Source organism: Streptomyces sp. NPDC088116, assembly GCF_044741745.1.
Classification (GTDB): domain Bacteria; phylum Actinomycetota; class Actinomycetes; order Streptomycetales; family Streptomycetaceae; genus Streptomyces.
Map to the genome: position 1 here is coordinate 276,841 of NZ_JBIUTF010000006.1, position 26,209 is coordinate 303,049.

General features: G+C 71.2%; 26 protein-coding genes. 7 read left to right on the forward strand and 19 right to left on the reverse strand.

Annotated elements, in window-relative coordinates; genetic code table 11:
• Positions 1 to 74: 74 nt before the first annotated feature.
• The 4 genes from ACIOJD_RS24805 to ACIOJD_RS24820 form a co-directional block, all read right to left on the reverse strand.
• Positions 75 to 2,246, reverse strand: coding sequence for a putative bifunctional diguanylate cyclase/phosphodiesterase (locus tag ACIOJD_RS24805; protein WP_401917552.1), 2,172 nt, complete (start codon positions 2,244 to 2,246; stop codon positions 75 to 77).
• The gene (locus ACIOJD_RS24810; protein ID WP_401917554.1) at positions 2,243 to 3,055 is read right to left on the reverse strand and encodes an SAM-dependent methyltransferase; all 813 of its coding nucleotides are present in this window, start codon (positions 3,053 to 3,055) and stop codon (positions 2,243 to 2,245) included. Before ACIOJD_RS24810 ends, ACIOJD_RS24805 begins: the two co-directional genes overlap by 4 nt.
• A 207-nt stretch (positions 3,056 to 3,262) precedes the next feature.
• The gene (locus tag ACIOJD_RS24815) at positions 3,263 to 4,231 is read right to left on the reverse strand and encodes an SCO0930 family lipoprotein (protein ID WP_401917555.1); all 969 of its coding nucleotides are present in this window, start codon (positions 4,229 to 4,231) and stop codon (positions 3,263 to 3,265) included.
• 299 nt (positions 4,232 to 4,530) lie between these two features.
• On the reverse strand, positions 4,531 to 4,995 hold the full coding sequence (locus ACIOJD_RS24820) for a hypothetical protein (RefSeq protein WP_401917557.1): 465 nt from the start codon (positions 4,993 to 4,995) through the stop codon (positions 4,531 to 4,533).
• 63 nt (positions 4,996 to 5,058) lie between these two features.
• Between ACIOJD_RS24820 and ACIOJD_RS24825 the strand changes: the two genes are divergently transcribed.
• A complete protein-coding gene (locus tag ACIOJD_RS24825; protein ID WP_401917559.1) occupies positions 5,059 to 5,826 on the forward strand; it encodes a hypothetical protein in 768 nt (255 codons plus the stop codon).
• A 294-nt stretch (positions 5,827 to 6,120) separates the two neighbouring features.
• On the forward strand, positions 6,121 to 6,639 hold the full coding sequence (locus ACIOJD_RS24830) for a hypothetical protein (protein WP_401917561.1): 519 nt from the start codon (positions 6,121 to 6,123) through the stop codon (positions 6,637 to 6,639).
• Between the two features lie 168 nt (positions 6,640 to 6,807).
• On the opposite strand, the gene ACIOJD_RS24835 is transcribed toward ACIOJD_RS24830, so the two are convergent.
• A complete protein-coding gene (locus tag ACIOJD_RS24835) occupies positions 6,808 to 7,293 on the reverse strand; it encodes a hypothetical protein (protein ID WP_401917563.1) in 486 nt (161 codons plus the stop codon).
• Positions 7,294 to 7,604: 311 nt separating this feature from the next.
• On the opposite strand from ACIOJD_RS24835, the gene ACIOJD_RS24840 reads away from it, so the two are divergent.
• The gene (locus ACIOJD_RS24840) at positions 7,605 to 8,267 is read left to right on the forward strand and encodes a class F sortase (RefSeq protein ID WP_401917565.1); all 663 of its coding nucleotides are present in this window, start codon (positions 7,605 to 7,607) and stop codon (positions 8,265 to 8,267) included.
• Between the two features lie 28 nt (positions 8,268 to 8,295).
• Here ACIOJD_RS24840 and ACIOJD_RS24845 read toward each other — a convergent pair whose 3' ends face one another.
• The gene (locus tag ACIOJD_RS24845; RefSeq protein ID WP_401917567.1) at positions 8,296 to 9,135 is read right to left on the reverse strand and encodes a polysaccharide deacetylase family protein; all 840 of its coding nucleotides are present in this window, start codon (positions 9,133 to 9,135) and stop codon (positions 8,296 to 8,298) included.
• 287 nt (positions 9,136 to 9,422) lie between these two features.
• Here ACIOJD_RS24845 and ACIOJD_RS24850 point away from each other — a divergent pair, with 287 nt between their 5' ends.
• On the forward strand, positions 9,423 to 9,884 hold the full coding sequence (locus ACIOJD_RS24850; protein WP_401917569.1) for a universal stress protein: 462 nt from the start codon (positions 9,423 to 9,425) through the stop codon (positions 9,882 to 9,884).
• Positions 9,885 to 9,992: 108 nt separating this feature from the next.
• On the opposite strand, the gene ACIOJD_RS24855 is transcribed toward ACIOJD_RS24850, so the two are convergent.
• Positions 9,993 to 11,177: a CapA family protein gene (locus ACIOJD_RS24855; protein ID WP_401917571.1), complete on the reverse strand. Its 1,185-nt coding sequence runs from the start codon at positions 11,175 to 11,177 to the stop codon at positions 9,993 to 9,995.
• Between the two features lie 265 nt (positions 11,178 to 11,442).
• Here ACIOJD_RS24855 and ACIOJD_RS24860 point away from each other — a divergent pair, with 265 nt between their 5' ends.
• On the forward strand, positions 11,443 to 12,021 hold the full coding sequence (locus ACIOJD_RS24860) for a sigma-70 family RNA polymerase sigma factor (RefSeq protein ID WP_401917573.1): 579 nt from the start codon (positions 11,443 to 11,445) through the stop codon (positions 12,019 to 12,021).
• On the opposite strand, the gene ACIOJD_RS24865 is transcribed toward ACIOJD_RS24860, so the two are convergent.
• A complete protein-coding gene (locus ACIOJD_RS24865) occupies positions 11,958 to 12,224 on the reverse strand; it encodes a zf-HC2 domain-containing protein (protein ID WP_401917575.1) in 267 nt (88 codons plus the stop codon). The two genes, ACIOJD_RS24860 and ACIOJD_RS24865, sit on opposite strands and share 64 nt — an antisense overlap.
• Before the next feature lie 75 nt (positions 12,225 to 12,299).
• Here ACIOJD_RS24865 and ACIOJD_RS24870 point away from each other — a divergent pair, with 75 nt between their 5' ends.
• A complete protein-coding gene (locus ACIOJD_RS24870) occupies positions 12,300 to 12,812 on the forward strand; it encodes a hypothetical protein (RefSeq protein WP_401917577.1) in 513 nt (170 codons plus the stop codon).
• Between the two features lie 87 nt (positions 12,813 to 12,899).
• Here the strand turns inward: ACIOJD_RS24870 and ACIOJD_RS24875 are convergent, their stop codons facing one another.
• The 4 genes from ACIOJD_RS24875 to ACIOJD_RS24890 form a co-directional block, all read right to left on the reverse strand.
• Positions 12,900 to 14,090, reverse strand: coding sequence for a sensor histidine kinase (locus ACIOJD_RS24875; protein ID WP_401917578.1), 1,191 nt, complete (start codon positions 14,088 to 14,090; stop codon positions 12,900 to 12,902).
• Positions 14,087 to 15,625 (reverse strand): cation acetate symporter, encoded by a 1,539-nt coding sequence (locus ACIOJD_RS24880; RefSeq protein WP_401917579.1) that lies wholly within the window; start codon positions 15,623 to 15,625, stop codon positions 14,087 to 14,089. The genes ACIOJD_RS24875 and ACIOJD_RS24880 overlap by 4 nt, the downstream gene beginning before the upstream one ends.
• A complete protein-coding gene (locus tag ACIOJD_RS24885; RefSeq protein ID WP_401918038.1) occupies positions 15,622 to 15,984 on the reverse strand; it encodes a hypothetical protein in 363 nt (120 codons plus the stop codon). Before ACIOJD_RS24885 ends, ACIOJD_RS24880 begins: the two co-directional genes overlap by 4 nt.
• A 150-nt stretch (positions 15,985 to 16,134) precedes the next feature.
• On the reverse strand, positions 16,135 to 16,884 hold the full coding sequence (locus tag ACIOJD_RS24890; protein ID WP_401917580.1) for a LytR/AlgR family response regulator transcription factor: 750 nt from the start codon (positions 16,882 to 16,884) through the stop codon (positions 16,135 to 16,137).
• Between the two features lie 111 nt (positions 16,885 to 16,995).
• Between ACIOJD_RS24890 and ACIOJD_RS24895 the strand changes: the two genes are divergently transcribed.
• On the forward strand, positions 16,996 to 17,664 hold the full coding sequence (locus ACIOJD_RS24895; RefSeq protein ID WP_401917581.1) for a zf-HC2 domain-containing protein: 669 nt from the start codon (positions 16,996 to 16,998) through the stop codon (positions 17,662 to 17,664).
• A gap of 51 nt (positions 17,665 to 17,715) precedes the next feature.
• Here ACIOJD_RS24895 and ACIOJD_RS24900 read toward each other — a convergent pair whose 3' ends face one another.
• The 7 genes from ACIOJD_RS24900 to ACIOJD_RS24930 all read right to left on the reverse strand — a co-directional run bounded on the left by ACIOJD_RS24900 (position 17,716) and on the right by ACIOJD_RS24930 (position 25,888).
• Positions 17,716 to 18,582 (reverse strand): Fpg/Nei family DNA glycosylase, encoded by an 867-nt coding sequence (locus ACIOJD_RS24900; protein WP_401917582.1) that lies wholly within the window; start codon positions 18,580 to 18,582, stop codon positions 17,716 to 17,718.
• Positions 18,583 to 18,681: 99 nt separating this feature from the next.
• Positions 18,682 to 19,533, reverse strand: coding sequence for an amidohydrolase family protein (locus ACIOJD_RS24905; protein WP_401917584.1), 852 nt, complete (start codon positions 19,531 to 19,533; stop codon positions 18,682 to 18,684).
• A 6-nt stretch (positions 19,534 to 19,539) separates the two neighbouring features.
• Positions 19,540 to 19,851, reverse strand: a complete 312-nt coding sequence (locus tag ACIOJD_RS24910) for an L-rhamnose mutarotase (protein ID WP_401917586.1) — start codon at positions 19,849 to 19,851, stop codon at positions 19,540 to 19,542.
• Positions 19,848 to 20,864 carry an aldo/keto reductase gene (locus ACIOJD_RS24915; RefSeq protein ID WP_401917588.1) on the reverse strand — a complete coding sequence of 339 codons (1,017 nt, stop codon included), beginning with the start codon at positions 20,862 to 20,864 and terminating at the stop codon, positions 19,848 to 19,850. The genes ACIOJD_RS24910 and ACIOJD_RS24915 overlap by 4 nt, the downstream gene beginning before the upstream one ends.
• A 199-nt stretch (positions 20,865 to 21,063) precedes the next feature.
• On the reverse strand, positions 21,064 to 22,455 hold the full coding sequence (locus ACIOJD_RS24920; RefSeq protein ID WP_401917590.1) for a wax ester/triacylglycerol synthase family O-acyltransferase: 1,392 nt from the start codon (positions 22,453 to 22,455) through the stop codon (positions 21,064 to 21,066).
• Between the two features lie 109 nt (positions 22,456 to 22,564).
• A complete protein-coding gene (locus ACIOJD_RS24925) occupies positions 22,565 to 24,637 on the reverse strand; it encodes a SpoIIE family protein phosphatase (protein WP_401917592.1) in 2,073 nt (690 codons plus the stop codon).
• 63 nt (positions 24,638 to 24,700) lie between these two features.
• Entirely contained in the window at positions 24,701 to 25,888 is a 1,188-nt protein-coding gene (locus ACIOJD_RS24930; RefSeq protein ID WP_401917594.1) for a DUF6777 domain-containing protein, read from the reverse strand.
• Positions 25,889 to 26,209 lie beyond the last annotated feature (321 nt).

The following is a 26,209-nucleotide window of genomic DNA, read 5'->3' on the forward strand; positions in this document are numbered from 1 at the left end:
GCCCGGACAGGACCTCGAACGGATCGCACAGGACCCGGGCGTACGGCGACCCGCTCGGCGGCACGGGGGACGGTTCAGACGGCGTCCGCGAGCGACAGCGAGCGAAGCTGCTCGGGCGGCCCCGGTCTGGCGTAGTACCAGCCCTGTGCGGTGTCGCAGCCCAGCCGCCGCAGATGCTCCGCCTGCGCCCCGGTCTCCACGCCCTCCACCGTCACGGCCAGCTCCAGGCTGTGCGCGAGTGAGACGATCCCCTCCACGATCTTCAGGTCGACCGGATCGGCCGGATGCTGCTGCATTCCCTGGGTGAAGGAGCGGTCCAGCTTGAGTACGCTCACCGGCAGCCGGCGCAGGTTGGCCAGGTTCGAGTAGCCGGTGCCGAAGTCGTCCAGCGCGATGTCCACGCCCATCTCGGCGAGCTGGCGCAGCGGTTTCAGCAGATCCTCGTCGGCCCCGATCAGCGCCGATTCGGTGACCTCCAGGCAGAGCGATCCCGGCGGCAGGCCGATCCGGTCGAGCACCTCCACCGTGTCGGTGACCAGTCCGGGGTGGTGCAGCTGGGTGGGCGAGAGGTTCACATTGATCCGCAGCGGTGCGCCGGGTGTCCCATCGGGCAACTGCTGCTGCCAGGCCATGGCCTGGCGTACGGACTGTTCCAGCACCCAGCGGCCGAGCGGCACGATCAGCCCGGTGTGCTCGGCGAGCGGGATGAACCGGTCGGGGCCGAGAATGCCGTGCTGCGGATGGGACCAGCGCACCAGCGCCTCGGCACCGTGCACCGTGCCGTCCCCCAGGTGCACCAGCGGCTGGTACTCGATGAAGAACTCGCCGCGTTCCAGGGCGGCCGGCAGCGCCGTGGTCAGTCCGTGCCGGGTGATGGCGCGGGCGTCGGCCTCCGCGTCGGCCAGCTCGTAACGGTTGCCGCCCGCCGCCTTGGCCCGGTACATGGTGATGTCCGCGCTGCGCAGCACCTCCGCGGCGCTGTGCTCGGCGGCGAGCCCCTCCACGATGCCGACGCTGCCCCTGACCGTGAACTCCCGGCCGTCGAGCCGGACCGTGTGGGAGAGCGCGCCGAGCATCCGGGAGGCGAGATCGGTCGCGCCGGTCTCGGTACCGGGCCCGGTGGTCAGTGCGACGAACTCGTCGCCGCCCAGCCTGGCCACCATCTCGCCCGGGGCCGTGGCGCAGCTCTGGAGCCGGTCGGCGACCTCGACGAGCAGCCGGTCCCCCGCCGCGTGGCCGAGGCTGTCGTTGATCGCCTTGAAGCCGTCGAGGTCGAGATAGCACAGGCCGAAGCGCGCGCCCTCGTCCGCGGCGAGGGTCTTCTCCAGCCGTTCGAAGAACAGTGTCCGGTTGGGCAGCCCGGTCAGGGCGTCGTGTGTGGCCTCGTACCTCAGCCGCAGATTGAGCAGCCGCCGCTCGGTGGTGTCCTCCATCAGCGCCAGCTGGTACTGCGGGGCTCCCTCGGCGTCGCGCAACAGCGAGAGCGTCAGATTGGTCCAGAGCACCGTGCCGTCGTTGCGGTAGAACGGCTTCTCGACACGGAAGTGCTCGCGCTCTCCCCGGGTGAGTTCGCCGTACATGCGCCAGACATGGGGCCCGTCCTCGGGATGGACCCACTCGCTCACCTTGCGGCTGCGGACGTGGTGCTCCAGCCCGCCGAACATCTGGGTGAGGGTGTCGTTGACCTCCAGCACGTTGCCGTCGAGGTCGGCTATGCCGATACCGATGGCCGCGCCCTCGAACACCGCGTGGAAGCGCGCCTCGGTGGCGTGCAGCGCCACCTCGGCCTCGCTGCGCGCGGCGAGCGCGGAGCGGGCGATGGCCTCCTGCTCGGCGAGGGTCCGTTCGCGCAGCGCATGGGCGAAACCGGCCGCGAGCACATGCTGGAGACGGGCGCAGCGGGCCCGGCACTCCTCCGCGGGCAGGTCCTCCGTACCGCAGTACAGCACCAGATAGGAGTCGATGACGCCGAGCGTACGGCTCAGGGCGTCGGGGTCGGTGCAGTTGGCCGCCACGAGGTCGGCCCCGACTCGCCCGGCGGGCGTGGTGTCGAAGTGACGCGCGTGCAGCGCCTCCTTCAACTCCCGTGCCAGCGGGGTCAGATGCGTTTCGAACTCGGGGCGCGTCAAGGACGTGGCTGTCGACGGGAAGATCGCCCGGCTCCAGATCGTCGCGAAACGCCTCAGTCTGTCCTCCGGGCCGTCCGGATCCGCCCCGGAGCCCGTCGCCCGCGCCGGTACCCTCACGCCTTGCGTCCCACTCCGGCGAAGCCCGAGTAGGCGTACGGGTCTTCCGCGGAGGCGGGGCAGTCGGGCCGCCAGTCCGGCATGGACACCAGGCCGGGCGCGACCATCCGGAAGCCGTCGAAGAACCGTGCCGTCTCCTCGCGGCTCCGCATCACCAGCGGGTTGCGGATCTCCCGGTAGACGTCCACCGCACCGCCCGCCTGCTCCTGCGGGAGCGGGACGCCGTCGTAGGAGGCGTGGGTGAGGATGACCAGGCTGCCGGGCGCGAGTGCGTCACGCAGCTCGGCCACCGCCCCGTACGGATCGTCCTCGTCCTCCAGGAAATGCAGTACGAAGACGAGGAGCAGCGCCACGGGCCGGTCCAGGTCGAGCAGTTGGAGGGTCTCGGGACTGTCCAGGATCTGGCGGGGCTTGCGGAGGTCCGCGGCCAGGATGGCAGCGTTGTCGTTGCCCGCGAGAACGGCCTGACTGTGGGCGACCGCGACCGGGTCGTGATCGATGTAGAGCACCCGGTTGTCGGGGTGGGCGGCCTGGGCGACTTCATGAACATTGCCGTAGGTCGGAATGCCGGAGCCGATGTCGAGGAACTGGGTGATTCCCTCGTCCACCGCGAATTTCACCGCGCGGCGCATGAACGCGCGGTTCGTCTTCATGATCGTGGGAAGTCCCGGCATGAAACCCATCGCCCGGCGGGCGGCTTCCCTGTCCACCTCGAAATTGTGCGAACCGCCCAGATAGTAGTCGTAAATACGGGAAACGCTTGGCATCGATATGTCGATGCCCTGCGGGGCCCAGGCGGGACGCTCCATCGATGTCTCCAACAAGTCGCCACGGAGTCACGGCCGAGTACACGGCCGGTTGTTCGAGCCGAGGCTACTGATCGCCCGCCAAGAGAGCGAGCCCAAACGGAAATTAACGATCCGTTCTTGGTCACACGTCAACGGCACATGCAACCGGCCCGCCGTCACACGGGGGGCGTGACGGCGGACCGGTGGGCCGGAGCGTGGGCGTGGGGACTACTTGGACGCTCCGACCAGCTCATTGTCGGGGGAGACGGCGTACCAGGTGCCGCCGACGCCCTGACCATTGGTGTCGCCCGGCTTCTTGTCACCGGCGAAGGTGTAGATCGGCGAGCAGTTGAGGGTCTGCTGCTTGATTCCGTCGGGACGGTCGAAGGTCACGAAGCCCTTCGTGGTGACGCCTTCGACATCGTTCTTGGCGACGGGAGCGACAACCGGCCACTTGTCGAGGCAGGCTCCGGTGCAGGCCGTCTTCATCGGCCAGGCGGTGTCCTTGGTGAACCGGTAGACCGTCATTCCCTTCGCGTCGACCACGATGTCACCGAGCTTGGGGTCCTTGCGGACCGACAGCCCCGCGAGGTCGGCCGGAGCACCCCCGGAGGCGGAGCCCCCGGTGGAGGCCTTCTTGCCGTCGGGGGCCGAGGCGAACCATGTGCCGCCCACACCTTGGCCGTTGGCGTCGCCGGCGCTGGCGTCCTTGGCGTAGCGGTACATCGGCCAGCCGTCGATGGTGAGTTGCTTGGTGCCGTCGGCGCGGGTGACCTCGCCGAGCAGCGCGGCGTCGGTACCGGCCGGGGCCTTGGCGTCGCCCGCCTTCACGATCGGCCAGGTCTTCTCGCAGTCGCCCACGCAGTTGGACTTGGGCGGGCTCGGCGTGTCCTTGTCGAAGCGGTAGAGCGTGAACCCCTCGCTGTCGGTGACGACCTTGCCGAGCTTCTTGCTTTCGAACACGGCGAGTTGTCCCGCGGGCTTGGCCGCGGCGGCCGCCGCCCCCGTCGCTCCCGCTCCCGCACCGGCGCCGTAGTCGGTGTCGCCGTAACCGGCGGAGCCGGGCTGACCGGCCGGCGAAGCCGCCCCGACAGACTGTCCGTTGGTGTTGGTGCCTGGGTCCTGACCGCACGCCGTCGTCAGGGCCAGTACGGCCGCCGCGGTCACCGCGAGCGAGGCGTTCCGCCAGGTGTTCATGTCAACTCCTGTTGTCAGTGACTCCAGTTGAGGCGCTCGACTGCGCCGCCGTTCATAGCCCTGAATACGGGTCCGGGGGCGCGTAGCGTTCAACGCGGCCGAAAAAACTTCTGACAGGCTCCTCACAGGACCGCCAAATACCCTCGTCCGAGGGAATTTGAAGTACTTCAGGCATGATCTGACCGGATCGGGACCAAGCTCCTGCCCGTGTATGGATCGCTCGTCGGACGGCTGTTGGCAGCCTCCGCACTCATAGCGCTGTCGGCCGCTTCCACGCCCGCCTCGGCCCACAGCTGTGCCTACGTCTCGATCGGTCCCGGTGGTTCCGTCTGGGCGGTGGCCGTGGCGGGCAGCGGCGACTGTCGGCCGACCCCGACCCCGACGCCCACTCCTCCCCGGCCGTCCGAGTCCCCGCCCGAACCGACGCCGTCTCCGACGCCACCGGCATCTCCGGAACCGACGCCTCCGGAACCGCCGAAGCCGCCGAGGCCGTCGCCACCGAGGCCGCCGAGCGTCGTACCGGAGCCTCCGGCGCCACCACCGCGGGCCCGGCCGGCTCCCCGCCCGCCCCGGGTGACACCGCCACCGACGCGAGCGCCCGAGCCGCCGCCCACGCCTGCGCCGAGCCCGAGCCCGAGCCGTCCGTCGCCCACTCCGTCCGCCGGCCCGACGCCACCCGCGGTGGCCCTGCCCGCGTACCACAAGGCGCCCCGCAAGCAGCCCCGGAACGGCACCTCGCCCGTCCTCCTGATGCTCCTGATCACGGCTCCGGCCGTGCTCGCCGCGGCCGTATTACGCCCCCGTTCCCGCTGACCGACGGAGACCCCATGTCGGAATGGCTCGTTCTGAGCATCGCTCTGGCCGCTGTCTGCGCGGTCGTTCTCACCACCGTCGTCATCAATCACCGTCGTATCGACGAGGACGACGACGATCCCTCCGAAACCCCTGACGTCATGGACTACATGACGATGATGATCGGCGTGGTCTACGCGATCGTGCTGGGCCTCGCGATCGCCGGCGTCTGGGAGGCGCGGGGCGCGGCCCAGGAGTCCGTACGCCAGGAGGCGCAGGCACTCCACGAGGTCCGGGAGCGGGTCCAGGTCTACCCGGCCGACGTCAGGAACCGGATCCGCGCCGACGTGGACGCCTACGTCTCGTACGTCGTCCACACCGAGTGGCCGCACATGTCCGAGCACGAGGCACTCAACCCGGAGGGCACGCGGCTGTTCGGTCAGCTCCGCCGCGATGTCACCCAGTACGCGCCGCGCACGGATCTGGAGGGCCAGGCGTATCAGCCGCTGCTCGACCAGGTGGCCACCGCCGACGACGCCAGAGGCGCCCGAGGGGAGAACGCGGGTGCCACCATGCCCGGCGTCGTCTGGGCCGGCCTCATCGGCGGCGCACTGGTCACGGTCGGGATGATCTTCGTCCTCCAGATCCGCCGTACCTTCCGCGAGCTCCTGCTGGCGGGACTCTTCAGCGTGCTGATCGCCTTCCTGCTCTTCCTCATCTGGGACTTCGACGCTCCCTACGGCCGCGGTATCGGCGCGACGACGGCGCCGTTCCTCGATCTGTTCCCACAGATCCGTTCGTGACGTCCGGTTCTGACGTCCAGTTCTGACGTCTTACTTCCGAAGCCGAGGTCCGGCGTACGGCCATGGTCTCGGCCCGTGACGTCGGGTCACGCCTCCCTGTCATGTCTTCGGCCGTGACAGAGAGGCGTGGCACGGCACGGGCTCCGCCGCCCGGGGGACACCCGTGCCCCATTCGCCCGTCAGCGATCGCGGGTGTGATAGGGCGCTCCTAGCGTTTCCGGCATCGAGGCGCATCCCTTGCCCTTTGTGGAAATCGGTTCCGCAGTTGCTCCTCGGGGACCCGGAGGACTGACCATGCGCGCGATACGTGCCGCATCCGCCGCTCTGCTCTCAGTGGCCGCACTCGCACTCACCGCCCCCACGGCGGCGGCCGCGGTCAACGGCGGCAGCACGCGGTTCGGATACACCGTCAGCCCCTCCACGGTCGCACCGGGAGGCCGGGTGACCCTGTCCGTCACCAACTGCGCGTCGTCCGCCACCGCCTCTTCCGCGGTCTTCGACACCGTCACCGTGACGTCGGGCAGACCGGCCACCGCCACGGTGGACTGGGACGCCAAGCCCGGTGCGTCGTACCGGGTGACCTTCTCCTGCAACGGCACGACGGGTACGAGGACGCTCACCATCGCCCGCGCCCCGTCGACGCCCACGGCGAGTTCCACCTCGATTCTGCCCGCGGGTGTCCAGGGGGGTCTCGGCGGCAGCGTCGGCGGCGTGAGCGCCGCCGAGATCGTCGCCGGTACCGCGCTGGTGGTGACGGCGGCCACCGGAACGATCTACGCCGTCCGTCGGCGGGCAGACGCCCGCGCACACTGACCCGGCTCACCACCGCGCATCGCGCCCGTCGCCCCGAGTCCTGGCAGAGGACTCGGGGCGACGGGCGTCCGGGGCACTCGCGATGTCGGGGCGCTCACGGAATCGACCGGAGCGGGACGGGCGGACAAGAGACACAAGATCATGGGCGACCGGGGCACGGGCGACCGGTCAGACCCGCACACCGGTCAGACGGCGACGCCGCGCGAGGAAGAGCGAACCACCCGCGGCGGCCATGACGACGAGCCCCCCGCCGAAGGCCATCTCCGTCGAGCTGGGGCCGACGGAACCGCCGAGGCCGCCGAGCGCGCCAAGTCCGGCGAGCACCTCGAACTGGTGCGTCGCGACTCTGGGGTTGTCGCTGCACCGCACGGCCAGGTTGTAGCGGCCGGGTGTGGCGTTGTCGTGGATACGGGCCGTGGCGGTGGAGTGTCCCGAGGCGTTCACCGACAGCTCCGCCCTCGAGAAGGCATTGGACGTGACGGTGCCTCCGTGGCCGCAGCCCCGGACGGAGATCTCGATCCGGCTGCCCTGGTGGACCGAGAACGGGTTGACGGTGACATTGGTCGGACCGTTGCTGGCGCCGGCCAGCGGGGCGGAGAGCGCCACGGCCGCGCAGGCGGTCGCGGTCACCGCGAGAGCGCGTGAAGCACGCATCGTTGAACCTCCAGCGGAAGACGCCCCAAAGCGGTGCTCCGGGAAATTCGACGAGTACGCCTTCCATGACGAACCCTCACCGGATGATCCAATCGCCGCATTTCGGCACTGGTCCACCTCGGTGAGACGACACGCCCGGGAAAGACGCCCGCGCCTGACGGAGCCGCAGGTCACAGACCGTCAGAAGTTTTTGCACGCGGCCTACTCGGATGGGTCATCGCGGCCGGACCGGCCACCCGTTCGCCCGCCAGTGATCGCCACCGGGGCGGTCCGCGCTTAGCGTGCCCCCAGGTGCCCACGAAGGGAGAACTATGGGCCAGGACCACAGCACCCCGCAGTCGAGGAAACGCTCTCCCTGGGGGGTTCTGGCTCTTGTCATGCTGACCGGCCTGGCGATGATGCGAAACGGGGTGGACACACCACTGGGACCCCCGCAGCCGGCGGCGGCCGCCTCGCTGGACGACCGGCCCGACCCCGCGGCGGCCGCCACCAGGCCCCTCCCGGTCATGAAGCCGCTGCCGTACGCCCCGATGTCCCGGGTACGGATCCCCGCGATCAAGATCGACGCACCGGTCGTGGACGTGGGGCTCGACCAGAACGGCTGGATCGCGGCTCCGCCGCCGCAGGACCCCAATCTGGCCGGCTGGTACCAGAACGGCGTCTCCCCCGGCCAGCGTGGCACAGCGGTGGTCGTCGGGCATGTCGACAACAAGGGCGGGCCCGCTGTTTTCTTCGGGCTCGGTTCCCTGGAGAAGGGGCAGCACGTCGAGGTGAGCCGCTTCGACGGCCGGACAGCGGTGTTCGAGATCTACGGCGTCGAGGTCTTCTCCAAGAACGACTTCCCCGGATCCCAGGTCTACGGCGACACCGGCCACGCCGAACTCCGGGTGATCACCTGCGGCGGCACCTATTCGAAGGCACAGGGTTACGACGGAAATGTCGTCGTCTTCGCCCGGCTGGTCAAGACCCGCTGACCAGCCAGGAACGGGCGGGTGGGGCGGCTCAGCGGTGCGGTACGGCGATGCGGTAGCCCTCGTCCAGCAGCTGAGGCAGATAGCGGCGCAGCGCCGCCACGCTCTGCGTGCGGTCGCCGCCCGCGTCGTGCGAGAGGATGACGACCCCGGGGCCCGCCCCGTCCAGCACCCTGCTGACGATGCTGTCGGCCGGAGGGGGCGGGGTGGTCCAGTCGTGACTGTCGACGGTCCAGGCAAGTGGTTCCATGCCCAGTTCGGCGCCGAGTTCGAAGGAGTGCCGGTTCCAGGCGCCGTAGGGCGCGCGGTACCAGAGCGGCGCGGTGCCGATGGCCTCCTCGATGACCTCGCTGGTCCGCTCCATCTCGTTGCGGATCTCCGACCGGGCGAGCTTGGTCATCCGCGGGTGCGACCAGGTGTGGTTGCCGATCACATGTCCGTCGTCGGCGATCTCCCGCAGCAGATCGGGGCTCGAGTCGACCATCTCCCCGCAGACCAGGAACATCGCGCGCACGTCGTACTCGCGCAGCGTGCGCAGGATGCCGGGTGTGTAGGCGGGGTCGGGCCCGTCGTCGAAGGTGAGCACCATGGTGTGACCCAGCTCGGGGAACTCCAGGAAGGGCACCTGGCGTACCGGGGGCGGGTTCCTGCGACTGCCGGGCAGTACGGCTTCCGTCATCGGATCCAGCCGGTACGCGGAGGGCTTGAGGGCGGCGGCCCGCTTCGGGCCCGCCGCCGGGGCCGGAGCCGGCGGGCGGCCCGGCGTGCCGGCCTGACCCGCGGTCAGGATCCGGGCGGTGACGGCGGCGCCGAGGCAGGCCGCGATCCGAAGGACGGCACGGCGCCCCGGAATCAGCTGATCACTTCTCATGATTAATAGCTCGCACGGCGGATGCTCCGTGCCGCTCAGCAACACCGGCGATCCAGGGGAATGCACCCGATGGGATGAGCTGCGCCCGGCCAGGCCCCGTCTCCGGCGCGGCAACGACGCTCCGGTGGAACAGCGGTGCGCCGGCACAGGGGCGCGCGCCACTGGCGGCCGCCCCTGTGTTCGATGCCTCGTCGGCCCAACGCTCCGTGGAGGCGCGGCCCGACGCGGACCGCTCCGCGGGGACACCGCCCGCGAGCTGCGATTCGGGAGCGGATAGCCTGCCTGCCGTGACCGAGCAGCAGCCCACCCAATTCGAACGTGGAACCGACGGCCCCAAGGTGATCGTCGCCGGTGTGGACGGATCGCAGACCTCATTCCGCGCGGCCGCGTACGCCGGCGGTCTCGCCAGGCGGCAGAACGCGCTGCTCGCCATCGTCTATGTGCAGCCGGTACTGCCCGCGGGCGCCACCCTCGGCGCCCCGGTCGCGGAGACGACCGGGGAGATCGCCGAGGCGCTGGTGGCGGAGCTCCGCGTGGCCATAGACCGGGTCAGGGATGTCTGGGACGTCCGCTGGGAGTTCCACACCTTCCACGGCGACCCGTACAACGGACTGGTCAGCGCGGCCGATGAACTGAAGGCGGATGCCGTGGTGGTCGGCGCCTCGGAATCGGCGGGGCACCGGTTGATCGGATCGGTGGCGGTACGGCTGGTCAAGGCGGGCCGCTGGCCGGTCACGGTCGTCCCGTAGCCGACACCAGTACCAGAACCGGAACCGACACCGGCACCCCGAACCGCGACCAGCACGGCACCGGCACCGGCACCGGCACCCGATACGGCGTCGAGTCCCGGCAGCGCACTACCTCGCCATGGACAGGCCGTCGACCGCCGCGCCACGGCTGAGCACCGCCGTGCTGATCTCCTCCTGGACCTCGCTGTAGTCGTCCCGGTCGGGATCCTCGCGTACGGCCTCCGGCAGATTGACCACGCGCATGGTCCCCAGATCCATCATCTGCGGGATGAACTCGGCCCTCTTCACCGGCCAGCGCTCCCCCTTCACCGCGGGCGGCTCGAAGGTGAACCGGCCGATCGAGCCGTGGTTGCCGCGCGAGTCGAGCTCGCCGTCGTCGTTGGTCATGGTGCCGGCGATCTGGTCACCCATCCCGTAGATGATCCAGGTGCCGTTGACCTGCTCGTACGCCTGCGGCACATGGGCGTGGGTGCCGAGGATCAGATCGATGTCGGGCCGGCCGTCCGTGCGGGACGCGGTGAGCTTCCTGCCGAGATCGATCTGATCCTCGTCGGCGGCCGCCTGCCACTCGGTGCCCCAGTGGACACTCACCACGACGACATCGGCGCCGGCCTTCCGGGCGGCGCGGGCATCGGCGATGATCTTCTCTTCGTCGATGAGGGCGACCGCCCAGGGCTGTCCGTCGGGCAGCGGGGAGTCGTTGATGCCGTAGGTGTAGGCGAGTTGGGCGACCTTGGCGGTGCCCGCCGTCATCAGGGCGGGGCGGGCGGCCTCGGCTGCCGTGCGGGCCGAGCCCGCGTGTTTGACGCCCGCCTTGTCGAGGGCGTCCAGGGTGCGGCGCACACCCGCGGATCCGTCGTCCAGGGCGTGGTTCGAGGCGGTGGAGCAGGAGTCGTAGCCGGTGTCCCGCAGGCCCTGGGCGATCTGGGGCGGTGAAACGAAGTCGGGATAGCCGCTGAACGGGCCGTCCTCCTCCCCGTACACGGTCTCCATGTGACAGATCGCCACATCGGCGCCGGACACGACCGGCTTCACCGCGGCGAGCATCGGACCGAAGTCGTAGCCGTCGCCGCCGGCGTCGATGTTGGCCTGCCTGATGACGGATTCGTGCGGCAGGACATCGCCGGAGGCGACGAGCGTGAATCCGCCCGGGGGCTCCGCTCCCCGCGCCGCGGCGGGTCCCGCGGCGCCCCGGTCGGAGGCGGGGATCCGTTCGGGCCCGGCGCACGCCGCCGCCGTTCCGATGAGCAGCGCCGCAGCGGCCACCGCTCCTTTGCGCATACGTTTCGTCATCGGCCAGGCTCCGTATTTCCGGGGATACCGTCCCGATGAATCCATATAGTCGCATAAATGGATGTCAAGTAACCAAGCCGACAAGGAGCATGAAAGGGCCCAAACGCCTCTCCCGGACCGTTCACCGCACCGCTCGCCGCAGTGAGCGACCGCTCGTCGCAGACCTCTGTGCGCCGCCTGTCCCCGGACGCCGTCATGCGTTCGGATACGCCAGGTGGCGCGATCCCGCCACCACAGCGATCCCGGCGGGGAAAGGGCGTTCACGATGACCACGGCCACGGCAACGGAGACGGCCGACGAGCGGGTTCTGGCGGAGCTTCAGCGTGATCACGGACCCGCCCTGCTGAACTTTCTGCTGGGGCTGACATACGGCGACCGGCAGCGTGCCGAGGATCTGCTCCAGGAGACGCTGGTACGTGCCTGGCAGCACCCCGAGGCGTTCGACGGGCCCTTCGACTCCATGCGGCCCTGGCTGTTCACCGTCGGGCGCAGGCTGGCGATCGATGCCCGCCGGTCCCGGATGGCGCGGCCCCCCGAGGTCAGCGACGGAATCCTCGCCGCCACCCCCGACCCGGACGACCGCGCGGAGAGCACCGTCGCGGTGCTCGACGTACGGGAGGCGGTGAAGGCCCTCAGCCGCGAGCACCGTGCGGTGCTGGCGCAGATCTACTTCCGCGGGCTGAGCGTGAACGAGACCGCGGAAGTACTGGGGATCCCACCCGGCACGGTCAAGTCCCGTTCCTACTACGCCCTTCGGGCACTGGGCCGGTCCCTGCCCGGCTACAGCAGGTCGTCCTCGTCGAAGAGCGCGAGCAGCGACGGCACGTCGGCCACCTCCAGATAGGCGGCGCCGCACGGGTCGCAGCCGGCCAGATGATCCACCACCCGCAGGTCCTCCTCGGGCGCGAGGGCTCCCAGCACATAGGCGCCGAGGAGTGACCGTACATGCGGGCCGGAATCGGCCGTTCCACCGTCGGTCGCGTCACCGTCGGCCACACCCGTCACAATCCGCTCCCGTCCGCCGCCCGATCCTGCCCTTCTGGCCACGCGCGGCAGCCTCCGCCGGTTCAATGCTCCCTGAAGCACGCTTCGGAGGAAGAAACAAAGGAAGGCGGAAAAGCGATGCGTCCGGAGAGTACGGAAGGGGCGGGCGGTGGTGATCTGCTGGTGCCGATGGCTTGGATGTACGCCGAATACCTCGCCGACGAACTGCTGCGCACCGGCGATCTGATGCCGCCCACGACACTTGAGTACCGGGCGGGCCGGGACGCGCTGGCCCTGACCATTTTCCTCACCGACGGCTCGGCGGGCGGTCCGCGGATGGTGGCCCACATGGAGGAGTGGCGCTCCCTCACCGCGTACGGGACCTGCTGGCAGGAGTGGGTCTGCGGGCGGCTCGACCGTCTTGAGGCGGTCGCCTTCGAGGCCGGTACGCGCAGCCGTGACCCGGACCTGGAGCTGGCGGGCGCGGCCTGGCGGTGGCTGGAGGAGACGGAGCTGCTGGCGCCGGATCTCGACGCGGTGGGACCGGCGGGCGACGATCCGTTCGTGACCGGGGAGGAGGGGCCCCAGGTGTGGACGCCGGCCTGGCAACTGGGGCTGCCGTTGGGGCATCTGGCGATCCACCTGTTCTGACGTCACGTCCGATTTCCGAAGCGCCGCAGTGGCCGCGCCGCGGGAATCGTCCGTCGTGACGGTTCGTCCCTCGTGACGGTTCGTCCGTCACGTGCCGTGCACACCCGCGCGGTACTTGGGGATCCGTACCGTGATCTTCATTCCGGCCCCGACGCCCGTCTCGATGACCAGGCCGTACGCGTCCCCGTACACCTGGCGCAGTCGTTCGTCCACATTCAGCAGCCCGATTCCGGTGGACGCGCCGCCCTCGCCGCGCAGAATCCGGCGCAGCCTCTCCGGCTCCATGCCGACCCCGTCGTCCTCGATCACCACCTCGGCCTCGGCTCCGGCGTCGAGTGCGCTGATGGTGATACGGCTTGTGGTGGAGGCCCCTTCGAGCCCGTGCTTTACCGCGTTCTCGACGAGCGGTTGCAGACAGAGGAACGGCATCGCGACGGGCAGCACCTCCGGTGCGACCTGAAGCGTGACCGAGAGCCGCTCGCCGAACCGGGCCCGTACGAGAGCCAGGTACTGGTCGATGGAGTGCAGTTCGTCGGCGAGCGTGGTGAAGTCACCGTGGCTGCGGAACGAGTAGCGGGTGAAGTCGGCGAATTCCAGCAGGAGTTCGCGGGCCCGCCCGGGGTCGGTGCGGACGAACGAGGCGATGGCGGCGAGCGAGTTGAAGATGAAGTGCGGCGAGATCTGGGCGCGCAACGCCTTGATCTCCGCCTCGATCAGCCGGGTGCGGGAGTGGTCCAGCTCGGCCAGTTCCAGCTGTACGGAGACCCAGCGGGCGACCTCCCCCGCCGCGCGGGCCAGAACGGCCGACTCGCGCGGCGCGTAGGCGACCAGAGTGCCGAGCACCCGGTGGTCGACGGTCAGCGGGGCGGCCACGCCCCAGCGCAGCGGACAGTCGAGGTCGTCGCAGCCACTGGCGAAGGCCGTGCCGCGGCCGCTGCCGAGCAGTCCGTCCACCTCCGCCATCACATGGGTGCCGTGGTGCTCGCCGAGACCGTCCCAGGCCAGGACCCGCTCCCGGTCGGTGAGGCACAGCGCGTCGGTGCCCAGCAGGGAACGCAGCCGGTGGGCCGCCTTGCGGGCGCTCTCCTCGGTGAGACCGGCCCGTAGCGGAGGCGCGGCGAGCGAGGCGGTGTGCAGGGTCTCGAAGGTGGCGTGCTCCACAGGGGTTCCGACATCGCTGGTCCGCTCGGGGCGCGCGGTGCGGCGGCCGAGCAGGAAGCCACCCGCCAGCAACAGCGGGCCGAGGACGACGAGTACGGCGAGGGCCTCTGTGCTCACCGCGTACGCCCCGTACCGCCGCCGGTGCCGCCCGCGCCGCCCGCGCAGTCCTCACCGGGGCGGGCACCCGGCATCAGTGCCTCCGGCAGGTGGAAGCGCGTCATGGCGGCGTTGGTGCCGGGCGGTATCCGGCCGCGCGTGGCGAGGGACACCAGGATCATCGCGAGGAAGCCGACCGGGACCGACCAGACGGCGGGCCAGGCGAGCAGCGCGTGCGGCCAGCCGGACCGTACGGCCCCGCTCACCGTGATCACCGTGGCCACGAACGCGAGACCACCACCGAGGAGCAGCCCGGCGACCGCACCGGGCGGGGTGAGCCGCCGCCACCAGATGCCGAGCACCAGCAGCGGGCAGAACGACGACGCGGAGACCGCGAAGGCCATGGCCACCGAGTCGGCCACGGGCATTCCGCTCACCAGCAGCGATCCACCGAGCGGTACGGCCATGGCGAGCGGGGTGGCCAGCCGGAAGTGCCGTACGCCCCGCGACGGGAGGACATCCTGGGTGAGGACGCCGGCGACGGCCATGGTCAGCCCGGAGGCCGTGGAGAGGAACGCGGCGAAGGCCCCGCCCGCGACCAGCGCGCCGAGCAGGTCCCCGCCGAGTCCGCCGATCGCCCGCTCCGGCAGCAGCAGTACGGCGGCGTCGGCGTCCGCGCCGTACGGGAGTTCGGGTACGTACAGCCTGCCCAGAGCGCCGTAGACGGGCGGCAGCAGGTAGAACGCGCCGATCAGCGCCAGCACGACCACGGTGGTGCGGCGCGCGGCGCGACCGTTGGGGCTGGTGTAGAAGCGGACGACGACATGGGGCAGCCCCATCGTGCCGAGGAAGGTCGCCACGATCAGTCCGTAGGTCGCGTACAGCGGATGGTCGGCACGTCCCGCGACGGCGGCCGTCACATCGAGAGCGGCACGCGGCCGGCCGTCGCCCTGCCAGACCAACAGCAGGAAGAGGGCGGGTACGAGCAGTGCGGTGAGCTTGAGCCAGTACTGGAATGCCTGGACGAAGGTGATGCTGCGCATGCCGCCGGCGGCGACCGCCACCACCACGACCAGCGCGACGAGCACCCCGCCGAACCAGTCGGGTGCCCCGGTGAGGATCTTCAACGTCATTCCCGCGCCCTGGAGTTGGGGCACCAGGTAGAGCCAGCCGGCTCCCACCACGAACACACTCACCAGTCGGCGCACCGGACGGGATTCGAGCCGTCCCTCGGCGAAGTCCGGGAGGGTGTAGGCCCCCGAGCGGCGCAGCGGGGCGGCGACGAAGACCAGGAGGACCAGATAACCGGCGGTGTAGCCGACCGGGTACCAGAGCATGTCCGGGCCGTGCAGCAGCACCAGGCCCGCGATGCCCAGGAAGGAGGCTGCGGAGAGGTATTCGCCACTGATCGCGGCGGCGTTGAGGGCGGGTCCGACCGTACGGGAGGCCACGTAGAAGTCCGAGGTGGTACGGGATATCCGCAGCCCGAAGCCACCGACCAGCACGGTGGCGAGTACGACGACGGCGACGGCCGTCACCGTGTAGCTCTGGCTCACGGGACGGGCCGGCCCTTCACGAGCCGGGCGAAGTCACGCTCGTTGCGTTCCGTGCGGCGTACGTACCACCAGGCGAGGAGGGTGAGCAGCGGGTAGGCGGCGAAGCCGAGCACAGCCCAGACCACGGTCGCGTCGCGGAGCGCGGCGAAGGCGAGCGGCAGTATGCCGACGACCAGGGCGAGAACGGCGAACGCCGTGATACCGGCGCGTAGTTGACTGCGCATCAGGGACCGGACATAGGCATCGCCGAGCGCGGTCTGTTCCTCGATCTCGGCCTGGGCCCGGTAGCGCGGCAGAGGGCGTACGCGACGGGGCTCACCGGTGACGACCTCGCGCCGGGGCACGGGCTGCCGGGGCACCGACGAGCCAGGCACGGACGTGCGGGACGCCGGCTGCCGGAACGTGGACGACCGGGACGTGGGCTCTCCTGTCATGGCGCCGCCTCCCCCGTCTTGCCACCCGGTCGACCGGAGTGTACGCATCCCGGCGTCGCGGCGGGAAGGGCCTGGTCAGCGCCCGCCCTGCCGCATCAGCAGATCACGCAGGGCGCGGGAGTGGCGTCGGCTGACAGCCAGCTCCGCATCGCCGACGCGGACGCTCATCGCGCCCGCGTCCAGGCGCAGTTCGTCGATCCGGGCCAGCGCGACGAGGTGGCGGCGGTGGATCCGTACGAACCCGCGGGCCCGCCAGCGCTCCTCCAGTGTGCTGAGCGGGATCCGCACCAAGTGGCTGCCGGTGTCGGTGTGCAGCCGGGCGTAGTCGCCCTGCGCTTCGGCGTAGGCGATGTCCGCGACGGCGACGAAGCGGATCACACCGCCGCGTTCGACCGGTATCTGGTCGGTGGGCTGGGCGGGCAGCGGCGCCCGCTCCCCCACCAGTTCCGCGACCCGGCGGACGGCCTCGGCGAGCCGCTCTTTGCGGACGGGCTTGAGGACGTAGTCGACGGCCTTCAGGTCGAAGGCCCGGACGGCGAAGTCCTCGTGGGCGGTGACGAAGACGATCAGTGGGGGCTCGGCGAATCCGGCCAGCAGCCGGGCGACATCGAGTCCGGTCAGGCCGGCCATGTGGATGTCGAGGAAGACCACGTCGACGGCGGCGGCCTCGGCCGCCCCCGCGTCGAGCGCGGCCCCGATCCGGCGCAGCGCGTCCGTGGCGCCGGTCGCCCCCTCGGCGGCGCGGATCCGCGGATCGGCCCTGAGCAGGTAGAGCAGTTCTTCGAGGGCGGGTTCTTCGTCGTCCACGGCCAGCACACGCAGCATGTGCCGGAGTTTAGGTCCTGTCCGGCCGGTCCCGCGGGCGCGGCAAGGATCGGCCGGGCAGGACCTGCATATGCCTTGAATGAATCCGGGCTCCGGTACGTACCAGACACCATGCGGACCTTGGACCTCCATCGTGATGTCGGCGCCTACGCACTTGGTGTGCTCGACGCCCCGGACGCCTTCCGCTTCGAAGATCATCTGATGGAATGCCCGCAATGCACTCTGTTGCTGGCTGACTTCGACGGAGTGAAGACACAGCTCGACACGTTCGCCCGGCGGACTCCCGACGGGATGACGCCGGTGACCGGGGCGGACCCGGAGCTGCTGACCAAGCTGCTCGGCACGACGGCGGCCGAGCGGCGCGGGGGACGCAGGCGGCGGTTCGGGCTGGTGGCCGTGGCGGCGGTGCTCGCCGTGGGCGCTCCGCTCGCCGTCCTCGGCGCGTCCTCGGGGCAGGAGGCGGCCTCGGCCACTCCCCTGACGGCGCGGTGGGCCGCGTCGGACCGGGCGGCGGGAACGTCGGCCGTGGTGACCGTCGCGAAGAGGGACTGGGGGACGGATGTCGGGCTCGAACTGGTCCGGCCGGCCGACTCCGGTGTCTGCTCCCTGGTCGCGGTGGGGCAGGACGGGTCGCAGGAGACGGTGACGACCTGGGCGGCCCGCGCGGGCGGCAAGGAACCACTGGCCATCCGGGGCGGGGCGGCGCTGCGGCCGGATCAGATCGACCACTTCGAGATGCGGTGCACGGACGGCGTCAGGCTGGTGGTGATCGGCGGATGACCGGGATCCGCTCCGTGCGACGTACGGAACCTCCCCGGCGTACCGGCCGGCTTATTTGAGGAGCCGGGACATTCTGCGGTCGGCGAGCAGTTTGCCGCCCGTCTGGCAGGTGGGGCAGTACTGGAGCGAGGAATCGCTGAACGAGACCTCCCGGATGGTGTCACCACAGACCGGGCAGGCCTCGCCGGTACGGCCGTGCACCCGCAGCCCGCTCTTCTTCTCCGCCTTGAGCCGCCCCGCCGCGAGCCCGTGCGAGCGCTCGATCGCCTCGCGCAGAGTGGACCGCATCGCCTCGTAGAGGACCGTGATGTCCTCCTCGGTGAGGTTCTTCACCGGCTTGAACGGCGACATCTTCGCGGCGTGCAGAATCTCGTCGCTGTACGCGTTCCCGATCCCCGCGATCAGCCGCTGGTCCCGCAGGGCGCCCTTGAGCTGCCGGTGTTCACCGGCGAGCAGCTGGGCGAACGCGGCGCGGTCGAAGGAGTCGTCCAGCGGATCGGGACCGAGCCGCGCGATGCCGGGGACGTCCGCCGGGTCGCGTACGACATGGACCGCGAGGCGCTTGGTGGTGCCCGCCTCCGTCAGATCGAACCCGTCCCCCTCGCCGAGGACGACCCGCAGGGCGAGCGGTCCCTTGCCGGGCCGGGGCGGGACGGCCGGGAACGAGTCCTTCCAGCGCAGCCAGCCCGCGCGGGCGAGATGGATCGCGATATGCAGCCCGGCGTCCCCCGCGACGATGTCGAGGTACTTGCCGTGCCGGGCGACGGAGGTGACCGTGACTCCTTCCAGTGCGGAGACCGGCGGATCGTAGGTCTTGAGGACATTGACCGTCAGGGGCAGGACGCGGACGATCTCCTTGCCCACCAGCTGGGCGTCGAGGAACTCTCGCAGCGCTTCGACTTCGGGTACTTCCGGCATGCGTCCAGCGTGCCGCAGGCCCCGTACCTCCGCCCGGTGAGCCGGTCCACCGGCCGACGGGGGCGGCCGCGATGCTCGCGGCTGAGCCACGGGACCTGTTCAGAGGCCGTACACGCGCCGCGCGGTGGCCCCGAAGACCGCGTCGCGCTCGTCCTCGCTGAGCCCGTCGGTCACCGTCCGGGCCGCTTCGAGCACCTCGCCGTACGTGGCGGCCAGCCGGCACACCGGCCAGTCGGAACCAAACATCAGCCGTCCGGGTCCGAAGGCGTCCAGGACGACGTCCGCGTACGGCCGCAGCCCGTCGGCCGTCCAGGAGTCCCAGGCCGCCTCGGTGACCATCCCGGAGAGCTTGCAGACGGTGTTGGGGCGGGCGGCCAGGGCCCGGATGCGGTCCGCCCACGGCTGCGTGACTCCCGAGGCCACCGGCGGTTTGGCCAGGTGGTCGAGGACGAGAGTGAGGTCGGGCAGCAGCTCCGCGGCCTCGATCGCCGCGGGCAGCTGGTGCGGGAGGACGAGCAGGTCGTACGCGAGCCCCGCCGCCGCGACCGCGGCCAGCCCCCGCAGGACGTCCGGGCGCAGCAGCCACCGCGGATCGGGTTCGCCCTGCACCTGGTGGCGGATCCCCACGAGCCGCTCCCCGCCGGGCAGTTCACGCAGCGCGGCGAGGGTGTCGGCGATCCCGGGCGCGGTGAGATCGGTCCAGCCGACGACCCCGGCGACGAGGTCGCCGCCGGCGGCGGCCGCCAGGAATTCCGGTGTCTCCTCGGGGACGCCGATGGTCTGGACGAGAACGGTCGCCGTCACCCCGGCGGCCCGCGCCTGGGCCTCCAGCTCGCCGAGGGTGAAGTTGCGGCGGATCGGCGCCATCGCGGGGCCGGTGATCCAGTCCTGGTCGCGCACGGACAGATCCCAGATGTGGTGGTGGGCATCGACGAGGTCCGGCCGGGGCATCGGACGTCAGAGCTCCCAGACCACGGGCAGTCCGGCTCCGGCGCCGCCCTCGGAGTAGTCGTGCACGACATCGAGCAGCTCGGCCATCCTGGCCTGCCAGGCGATATTGACCGGCAGCCGCTCCAGCGCGGCGAGCAGGCGTGCGTAGTCCTCGCATTCCAGCAGATGGAAGAGGTCGGTACCGCTGCGCCAGATCGTCCAGGAGGTGGCGCCGGCCGCGCGGATCGCGTCGGTGAGTCCGGCGGGCACTTCGCGGTGCGCCCTCTCGTACTCCCCGACCCGGTCGGCGCGGACCCTGGTGTGCAGAGCGACTCTCATGACACCGCTCCGCCCTCGGCCGTCGGTTCTCCGGGCGGGGGTTCCTCACTCAGCAGACCTTCGGCGCGCAGTTCCGCCCACAGGTCTTCGGGAACGGTACGGGCGAGGAGTTCGGCCACGTCCCGCACCTCGGCCGCGGACCGGGTGCCCACCAGGACACCGGCGACGGCCGGATGGCGCAGCGGGTAGTGCAGCGCGGCGGCGCGCAGGGGGAGTCCGTACCGCCGGGTCACGGCGTCCATGCGCAGGGCCCGGTCGAGCAGGGCGGGCGGTGCGGCGGTGTAGTCGTACGTCGCGCCGGGGCGCGGATCGGCGAGCAGGCCCGAGTTGAAGACCCCGCCGACGATCACGCTCCTGCCGCGCGCCCCGGCCTCGGGCAGCAGTTCGGTCAGCGCCGACTGGTCGAGCAGGGTGAGGCGCCCGGCGCACAGGACGACATCGACGTCGGTGTCGCGGAGGAAGCGGGTGAGCATCGCGGTCTGGTTCATCCCGGCGCCGATCGCGCCCACGACCCCCTCGGCGCGCAGCCTCTCCAGGGCCGGACAGGCCTGCTGGAAAGCTTCGTCCTCGTGGTCGTCCGGGTCGTGCAGGTAGACGATGTCGACCCGGTCGAGGCCGAGCCGCCCGAGGCTGTCCTCGATGGAGCGTCGTACCCCGTCGGCGCTGAAGTCCCATACACGGCGGTGCGTGGCCGGTACGGCGAAGCCATGGGCGAGATCGTCGCCCGTCGGCCCGGTGCCGGATACGGCTTCGAGGCGTCGGCCGACCTTGGTGGAGAGGGTGTACGAGTCGCGTGCCCGGTCGCGCAGTGCCTCGCCGAGCCGCCGTTCGGAGAGCCCGAGGCCGTAGTGCGGTGCGGTGTCGAAGTAGCGGATGCCCGCGTCCCAGGCGGCGTCGACCGCCGCCAGGGCCTGCTCGGAGGAGACCGGGGTGTAGAGATTGCCGATCCCGGCCGCCCCGAAGGACAGTCCGCTCACGCTGACCGCACCGCGTCCGAGCGTGGTGTGCCGCATACCGCTGCCGCCTCCCGAAGGTGGTCCGCCGTTCGATCACGATGAATATTCATCGGATGGCTGACAGCCCGTCAACACCCAGGGAGGAGCTTCCACGGTTCTTTTGACAGCGATGTGTCCGATCTTTCGACGCCGATCGGTCCGATCCGCCCGGTCTTCCCGACCCGCCTCCCCCTTCGCACCCTGCTCGTCTTCCTCATCAGCCCGATCCGCCTGCCGGTCCCGCTTGTCCGGTGACCAGGAGCAGCTCCGCCAGTTCGTCGCTCATGCCGCGTGCCAGCCGGTCGAGATCGGGGACGGCCTTGCCGTCGGCGACCAGTCCCACATGGACCCGCCCGCCGTACGTGGACATCGCCACCGCCAGGGACTGTCCGCGCGCCAGGGGCGCCATCGGATACACCTCGCTCAGCGGGCAGCCGCCCAGCGAGAGTGTCGAGCGCGGCAGCGGCACGCTCGTCACCAGGATGTCGAAGAGGATCCTGGCCGCGCTGCCCGCCAGCGGCGCCCCGAGCCGGTGGGCGAGCGGCGGCAGTTGGTCGGCGAGGACGGCGACGGCCCCGGCCCCCCGCGACGGGCCGCCGGACTTGTTACGGTCCATGCCCCGGCGGACGGCTGCGAGCCTGGCGCGGGGGTCGGCCTCGGCGACCGGCAGCCCGAGGAGATAGGCGGAGAACTTGTTCCCGGAGCCGGGCTGGCTGCCGGGACGACGCCGGGAGACCGGCACCAGGGCGCGCGGAGAGGCGGCGGGCAGCCGCTCGCCGCGTTCGAGCATCCAGCGGCGCAGCGCTCCGGCCACCGTCGCGAGCAGGACATCGTTGGCCGTGCCACCGGTGGTCCTGCGGATACGCCGGACGTCCTCCAGATCGAGTACGGCGGTGGCGAGCCTGCGCGTACCGCTGGATCCGGCGGTGAGGGCGGGCGTCCCTCGCGGGTCGAGCCGGCTGGCCCGTACGACCGAGGCTCCGATGCCGACCGCCCGGCCCAGCTCCTCGATCCGGCCCCGGGCCAGTCCCGCCACCTGCCAGGGACCCGGCAGCCAGGAGCGGGGCGGCACGGGCCGCACCTTGCGCACCCCGGCCGCCCGCGCGTCGGCGATCTGGTCGAAGATGCCCGCGCCGATGGCGACCGCGCGCATACCGTCCGCCAGGGCGTGGTGCAGCTTCACCAGGACGGCGAACGGCCGGCCGGCCGCCTCGGGTCCGCCCGCCGGGCCCCGCTCCGTCAGGACGTACATCTCCCAGGGCGGGATGCCGCGCTCCAGCGGTCGTTCCATCAGTTCCCCGGCCAGCCGCGCGGCCTCCGCCGCGAAGTCGCCCCCGGGCAGCGACAGCGTGCGGACATGGCGGCGTACGTCGAAGTCCTTGTCCACAGCCCAGGCCGCGCCGCCGACCGGCAGCCAGACGCCCCGTACCCGCATCCGGAGCCGGGGAATGGCGGCGGCCCGTGCGGCGAGCAGCTCCAGCACATCCGCGCCTCCCGACGTTCCGGGCGTGGTGGTGAAGAAGGCCAGCGCACCGAGGTGCATGGGATGGTCCGCGGATTCGAGGTGCCAGAAAGCCAGATCGAGAGGTGCCAGCAGCTCGGTGGTCAAAGAAGCCCCAGATCCTGGAAGGTGAAGGAGTGCAGGAACACAGACAATCGCCAATTGTCCGTTACGTTCAAGTACGATCAACGCGCACTCAGTTAACGATGGGTTTCACTCAACGAGATGTGCGTTCCGGGACGATGAACTCGCACCACACGCACTTGCCACTGCCTCGCGACTCGACTCCCCACTCGTCCGCGAGCTGATCCACGAGCAGCAGCCCCCGGCCCGAGACCCCGGACTCGCCGGCCTCGCGGCGGTGCGGCAGCGCACTGGACCGGTCCTCGACCTCGACCCGCAGCCGCCGCTCCGGCCCCGGAAGCACCCGTACGACCACGACCGCTCCGTTGTCGGTGTGTACCAGCGCGTTGGTGATCAGCTCGTCGGCGGCCAGTTCGATCTCGTCCGCACGCTGCCTCGCCCCCCAGGCGCTCACGGCCGCCCGGATCATGTGCCGTGTGGTGCTCAGCGCCTCCGGATCGCCCTGACCGACGTGCTGCTGGAGCCGGCCGCCGGTCCCCGGGGAGCGGGCGCCGCCACGGCGCAGCAGCAGCACGGCGGCGTCGTCCTCGCCGCCCTGCTCGTCCACCGCCCCGCAGAGCTGATCGGCCAGCAACTGAAGGTCGCGCGGCCCGTCCCGTACCAGCGCGGCCAGCAGCAGCATCCCGTCGTCCAGATCGGCGCCCGGCTGCTCCACCAGTCCGTCGGTGTAGAGCAGCAGAGTCTGGCCGGGGTCCAGCTCGATGGTCTCCACGGGGTAGTCGAGCCCGCCGAAGAACGCCGAGAGACCCAGCGGCATCCCGCCGGGGACCGGCAGCCTGCGGCAGCTTCCGTCGGTGTCCCTGATCAGCGGGTCGACATGGCCGGCCCGGACCAGCTGGACCACCCCCGTCGACAGATCGGCCTCCGCGTAGGTGCAGGTCGCGAAGCGGTCGGTGTCCAGCTCGTGCAGGAAGACCGACGCGCGGGCCATCACCGTGGCCGGCGCGTGTCCTTCGGCGGCGTACGCCCTGAGGACGATGCGCAGCTGGCCCATGACGGCGGCGGCGTGAGTGTCGTGGCCCTGCACGTCCCCGATGACCGCCCCGACCCGGCCGCCGGGCAGCGGGATGACGTCGTACCAGTCGCCGCCGATCTCCTGGCCGAGCCGGGCCGAGCGGTAGCGGACCGCGATCTCCGCCCCGGACACGGCGGGGATCCGGCGCGGCAGCATCGCCTGCTGGAGCCCCTCCGCCAGGTCGTGGTCCTGCTCGAAGAGCATGGCGCGCTGAAGGCTCTGGGCAATGCTGCTGCTGAGGGTGACCAGCAGATTGCGGTCCTCGGCGGTGAATCCGTTCTTGTCGCGGTAGAGCAGTCCGAGCGCCCCGATGGGACGTGCCTGGGCGATCAGCGGGAGATAGGCGGCGGCGTTGACGGCCAGCTCACTGATGTGCGGCCACAGCAACGGGTAGGAGGCCGCGAACTCCTCGGCGGACTCGATGAAGCGGGGGACCAGTGTCCGCAGCACCTCGCTCATCGGGTATCCCTCGTCGATCCGCGTGATACGCGTGCCCGGCACGTAGGAGCCGTCGGGCCCCTCGGCGACCAGACGGATGCGTCCCGACTCCAGCAGCCCCATGACCAGGCTGGTGGCACCGAGGTGTTCGAGCCCGTCGGACTCGTTCAGTACATCGATGACGTCCTGCACGGTCCTGGCGTGGGCGAGCGCCGCCGCCGTGCCCTCGACGACGCTGGTCTGTACGCGGCGTACGGCGGCCAGCTCGAGGCGCGCGGTGGAGTCGACGAGTTCCCGGGCGGCGTCGCGGACGATGCCGATGACCCGGCAGGGCCGACCGTCGGCGTCGCGGACGATGCGGCCCTGGATATGGGTCCAGCGCATCGTTCCGTCCCGCCGCCGGATCCTCAGGTAGGAGCCGTAGCCCTCGCTGCCGTCCTTGAGCGCCTGCTTGATGACGTCGTCGAGCCGGATGCCCTCGCTGTGCGGGACCCGCGCCTCCAGGGTCCGGGGACGGCCGTCGAACTCGTCGGGGCGCAGGTCGAGGACCTCGAGGGCCGGGACGTCGAGATGCAGCCGCTCGCGGCCGAGATCCCAGTCGAAGGTGCCCATCCTGTTGAGGGACAGACTGATGTCCGGATGGGCCGGCCAGTCGTCGGGGAGCGACAGGGGACCCGCTGCCCGTTCAGCCATGGAGACACTCTGTCATCATTTGTCGGATTCTTCGAGTGGTCCCGCCTGTCCTGAACCGTTCGGTCAGCCCTGGAGAGTGCCGGTCCCCGCGGCCCCGTCTCCGGGCACGCCCCCTGGGGCGTCATAGGGCGCGGCCGGCTCGTCGGCGGCCCCCGACGGGTCCGCCGGGCCGTCGGCGTCCGGGAGGATCGGCTCACCATCCGGGGCGGGCGGACCGTCCGCCGGCGCGTCCGGCAACCCGTCCAGAGAGCCGCCCAGCGGCCCGTCCAGCCCCGCGTCCAGATCCGCCTGCGCATCCGGACCTTCCAGCACCCCGAGGTCGCCCGGGGACGCGGACTCCTGCGGCGAGGACGGCCGCGCGTTGCCGGCGGGGGCCTCGGGCATGGCCTGGCCCGGCGGCTTCACGACGCCCGGATCGGTGATGTCGGCCTCCGGGCCGTACGCCGGCGGGGCCCCGGCCGGCCGGTCGCCGTCCCCGTCGGTGCCGGTCCCCCGTTCGAGCCAGGCGTTGTTCACGGTGTCCACGATGACCAGGCTGTCCAGGATCCGCGGGGCACGCTGGATGACGACCACCCGGTCCGGCCGGTAGGACGGCCACGGGTCGCCCCGGTGGCGTACGGAGCCCTTGGCGACGACCGGCGGGGTCAGCGGACTCCCGCAGGCGCAGCGCACCCTCGGCAGCCCTCGGTTGTCGACCATGACGGCGGTGCCCGCCTGGAGGACGGACTGGAAGGAACGGGCGGATCCCGCGCGGTAGCCGTGGTTCGTCACCCGGATGTCGACCCGCAGAGTCACCGGAGTGAGCTCCCGCAGGAAGCCCGGCACGGACGTGCGGGTGATGCCCGCCCCCTGCGCGAAGGCACGGACCTTCGCCGGCACCTCCGTGAGGAGGCGGACCTGTCGCTCCACATCACAGCCGGCGACGGACCGGGTTCCGCCGTACAGGCCGGGCGTGGAGCCGGGAAGGGCGCGGGACGCCCGTGCGGCGCCGTCATCGACGCCGGACTCGGAACCCCGCCGCGAGGGCCGGGCCGCCGGGCCGGGCGATGCCGCCGAGCCGGCGCTGGGCGGGGCGACGGCGGTCGACGAGGTGAACGGGTCGGGCCCCTCGGCCGCCGCACGCTGAAAGAAGAGTTCCCCGGCGCCCGGCGCGCTCTCGCCCTCGCCGCTCCCACCGCAGCCGGCCGTGATCAGGATGCCTACGGACAGCGCGACGATCGCGGCATGCCGACGACGGATGGGTGAACGCACCAGAGTCTCCCGCCTCTTCCTCCATGAATGTCCTCTTTATGTCTGCCGGATTCGCCTACGGCCCGCAAGCCGGGCCGACGCCGACAGGCGCGGGGCTTGAACGTGTTCAAGCCCCGGCGTCCCCTTCGCGGGGGAATCGAACGCGTTCAAGTCTGGAGGTGATGCGGAGTGTCCGTGCTGGTCAGCGTGATCATGGCGACGGCCTGCCGGCGATCGACCCCGCGTGGCCACGCCCGTGGGAACCCCCGAAGAGCGCCGCCGCTCCAGGTCCCCGCGCACTACGCCGCCGGTGGCCGGCCGCCGGTTCGCCCACGGCCCGCC